At 31.0% G+C, this 3,924-nt stretch carries 3 protein-coding genes; all 3 read left to right on the forward strand.

The features are described 5' to 3' along the window. Positions 1-153: 153 nt before the first annotated feature. Genes CN925_RS15780 through CN925_RS15790 form a run of 3 tightly spaced genes read left to right on the forward strand, consistent with a single transcriptional unit; the run spans position 154 to position 3,670 of the window. Positions 154-1,908, forward strand: a complete 1,755-nt coding sequence (locus tag CN925_RS15780) for an ABC transporter ATP-binding protein (RefSeq protein ID WP_098847313.1) — start codon at positions 154-156, stop codon at positions 1,906-1,908. A 23-nt stretch (positions 1,909-1,931) separates the two neighbouring features. Then, a complete protein-coding gene (locus tag CN925_RS15785; protein ID WP_098847316.1) occupies positions 1,932-2,606 on the forward strand; it encodes a response regulator transcription factor in 675 nt (224 codons plus the stop codon). Continuing rightward, the gene (locus CN925_RS15790) at positions 2,603-3,670 is read left to right on the forward strand and encodes a HAMP domain-containing sensor histidine kinase (protein ID WP_180232985.1); all 1,068 of its coding nucleotides are present in this window, start codon (positions 2,603-2,605) and stop codon (positions 3,668-3,670) included. Before CN925_RS15785 ends, CN925_RS15790 begins: the two co-directional genes overlap by 4 nt. Positions 3,671-3,924: the final 254 nt, after the last annotated feature.

The following is a 3,924-nucleotide window of genomic DNA, read 5'->3' on the forward strand; positions in this document are numbered from 1 at the left end:
ATTTGGCTGATGCTTTTTTTGCGTTATAAAGATTATTAGTTAATATATTGATTTAAGTGAAAAAATAATATTTTGTTCATTCTTTATTCATATTTTAATTGTAAATTTTAAAGGTAATGTAGATAAAAAATAGTAAGTATAAGGAGTAAAGATATGAAAGAAGAAACTAATTTAAATAAAAAAAATGATTGGAGAAATTTTATTTCTTTAATAAAAAATGCTAATCCTCCTAAATGGTTGTTCGCAATAGGCTTATTATTAAGTGTAGCTACTACTTTAGTAGGATTACTATTACCTTTGCTTACAAAAAAATTTGTAGATGGTTTTTCATTAGCATCCTTAAGTACAGGGCAAATAGCTATATTTATTGCAGTACTAATAATACAGGCTATTTCATCAGCAGCTTCTATTTATCTGCTTAGCCGGGTAGGGAACACAGTTGTTGCAAATGTTAGACACCGATTGTGGAAGAAAATGATTGTACTCCCAATATCTTATTTTGATGAGACCCAGACCGGAGATAATGTTAGTCGCGTTACGAATGATACAGCAGTTTTAAAAGGACTAATAACAGAGCATATTACTAACTTTTTAACAGGGATCATTTCAATTATTGGATCTTTTATATTACTACTAGTATTAGATTGGAAAATGACTTTAGTAACTTTTAGCATTATTCCTGTCATTGCTTTAATATTTATCCCTATTGGAAAGCAAATGTCAAAGTTATCAAAAGCAACTCAAGATGAAACGGCAAAATTCACATCATTAATAAACCAAGTTTTTTCAGAGATTAGATTAGTAAAGGTTTCGAATGCAGAAACAACCGAAATTTCAAACGGAGACAAGGGAATTATAAATTTATTATCTTTCGGTATAAAGGAAGGGAAATTACATTCTTTCATTGGACCAATTGTTTCCTTAGTAATGATGCTTATTTTAGTAGTTATTATTGGATACGGTGGGGTCAGAGTCTCATCAGGTGCAATAACTGCAGGAGCTTTAGTAGCCTATATATTATATTTATTCCAAATTATTTTCCCAGTAACACAAATTACACATTTCTTTACGGAGCTTCAAAAAACAAAAGGTGCTACTGAAAGAATGATTAGTATATTAGAGTTAGATGAAGAAGACTATCAAACTGGAAAAAAAGAAGTTGATATGAGTTTACCAATTAATATTAATAAGTTACATTTTGCGTATAAGGAAGAAGAGTTGTTAACTAATCTTAATTTTGTGATCCCTCCAGGTAAGGTAACGGCTATTGTTGGTCCAAGTGGAAGCGGAAAGACCACATTATTTTCACTTATTGAAAGATTTTATCCTCCAAAAAGTGGAGATATAACGATTGGGAATAATTCAATTAATAGCTTCAATTTAGAGAGCTGGAGAAAACAAATAGGTTATGTTGCTCAAGAAAGTCCTTTAATTGTCGGTACAATTAGAGATAACATTTGCTATGGAATTAAAAGAGAAATACCTGATAAAGAGCTGACTTATGTATCACGTATGGCATACGTGGATCAATTTGTAAATGACTTACCCGATGGTTATGATACGGAGGTTGGAGAACGAGGTATAAAACTATCTGGTGGGCAAAGACAAAGAATAGGGATTGCGAGAGCTTTACTAAGAAACCCTAAGTTGTTAATGCTGGATGAGGCAACTTCCAATCTTGATAGTAGGTCGGAGTTAGTTGTACAAAATGCACTTTCCAATTTAATGAAAGGAAGAACTACTTTAATTATTGCCCATCGTCTTTCCACAGTTATCGATGCGGATCAAATTGTATTTTTAGACAATGGAAAAGTAACTGGTATTGGAACACATGATGAATTGTATAAAAACCATATAATGTACAGGGAATTTGCTAATCAGCAATTAAGAGTAAATAGTGCAGTGTAATAATATTGAGGGAAGGTGTTTTTATGGCCAGTATTTTAATCGTAGATGATGATCCACATATCCGAAAACTGTTAAACGTATTACTTAAAGAAGAAGGTTTTATTGTTTTTGAGGCTACAAATGGTATTGAAGCACTTAGTGTTTTTGAAAGTAACAAAATAGATATGTTAATTATAGACTTAATGATGCCCAAAATGGATGGATTTGAGCTCTGTCGAGAAATACGCAATGAATATGATCTCCCGATAATTATGTTGACTGCAAAAGGTGAAACCGAACAAAAAGTTAGAGGGTTTAAGTTAGGAACTGATGACTATATCGTAAAACCATTTGAACCAGTCGAATTGGTTGTTCGAGTAAAAGCTTTGTTAAGAAGAGCAAAAATATCTTCATCCCAAATTGTTCAAATAGGAAATTTAACGATAGATCACGGTAATTACAAAGTCCTAAACAATAACCAAGTGGTCAACATGCCATTGAAGGAATTAGAGCTTTTATATACTTTGGCGAGTTCTTTAGGAAGAACTTATTCAAGGGAACAGTTAATTGAAAACATTTGGGGGTTCGATTATGCAGGGGATGAAAGAACTGTTGATGTTCATATAAAAAGATTAAGGGAAAGATTTCCTGAGAAAAAATTTGGTTTTAAAATTTCTACTGTATGGGGTTTAGGGTATCGAATGGAGTTATTAAAATGAAAGTACTAAAAAAAATTAGAGATATTATAGGGGCTATATTATTATTAACGACTGCAATAACGCTAGGAAGCGTGATTGTTCACTATTCTACTTATTACTTATATGAACATCAACTCACAAATTTATCGAATTTAACGAAACAAATTATAAGTACTTTTTTAACTTTTCTACTGTTAATGCTCGGAGGTGCAATATTCGGTAGAATGTTCCATCATCCAAAGCAAATGAAAATGGTAAAAGAAATAATGCAGGCAATTCGAAGTATTTCAAGAGGAGAGTTTAATGTATCAGTGGATCTTGAAAAATTTAGGAATGCATTTGGTGGTGAAATTGGTCAGATAATAGATAGCTTTAACCATATGGCAAAAAATTTAAATCAAATGGAAAACATGCGACAGGAGTTTATTTCTAATGTTTCACATGAAATTCAATCTCCTTTAACATCTATTAAAGGTTTTGCTAAAGTATTACAAAATGAAAGTTTGCCATTAGAAGAACGAAAACAATATTTAAATATAATTGAGTATGAAAGTACAAGATTATCGAAGCTAAGTGATAACCTACTAAAGCTAACTTCACTAGAGTCACAAAACCAACCAATAGAAAAGAATAATTTTTCGTTAAATAGCCAACTTATGTACGCATTGATAAGCTGCGAACCCCAAATAATAGAAAAGAATATCAATATGCATGTTAACTTTGGTAAAATTGACATTATTGGAGACGAAGCTCTTTTAAATCAAGTTTGGATGAATTTAATTATAAACAGTATAAAATTTACTCCTAACAATGGAGATATATTTATATCTGCCGTTCAAGATAATGACAAGGTGGTTATACAAATTCAAGATACTGGAATTGGTATTTCCGAAGAAGATCGGGTGCATATATTTGAAAGGTTTTATAAAGCAGATAAATCAAGAGACAGAACAACCGGCGGTAATGGATTAGGTTTATCTATCGTAAAGAAAATTGTTGATATGCATAACGGAATAGTTTACGTAGAAAGTGAGCTTGGCAAAGGATCACTATTTGTAGTTGAATTACCTTTAATCGCGGTGTAATGTTTCTTTATTATAGTAATTAGAGCTTAGTAAAGTTAACGTCTCTTTTACTATAATAAGAAACATTATCTTTTTTTATGATAAAGTTATTGCAATCGTAAAAGAATAATGGTATATTATTAAACGTTGTCACATTAAAACAATAGATGAGGCAAGAAAATAACATAAAAAAGTTATTGACTAAACAAACTTGAATGTGTTATTATAATATAAGTCGCTAAGAAGTAAGTGGCGAAATGAACTTTGAAAACTAA

Origin of the sequence: Bacillus sp. AFS055030 (assembly GCF_002574545.1) — a bacterium.
Classification (GTDB): Bacteria; Bacillota; Bacilli; order Bacillales; family Bacillaceae_G; genus Gottfriedia.

Bases quoted from the DNA above. Each gene is read 5' to 3' on its own strand.
- CN925_RS15780 (WP_098847313.1), top strand. From the start codon at position 154: ATGAAAGAAGAAACTAATTTAAATAAAAAAAATGATTGGAGAAATTTT.
- CN925_RS15785 (WP_098847316.1), top strand. From the start codon at position 1,932: ATGGCCAGTATTTTAATCGTAGATGATGATCCACATATCCGAAAACTG.
- CN925_RS15790 (WP_180232985.1), top strand. From the start codon at position 2,603: ATGAAAGTACTAAAAAAAATTAGAGATATTATAGGGGCTATATTATTA.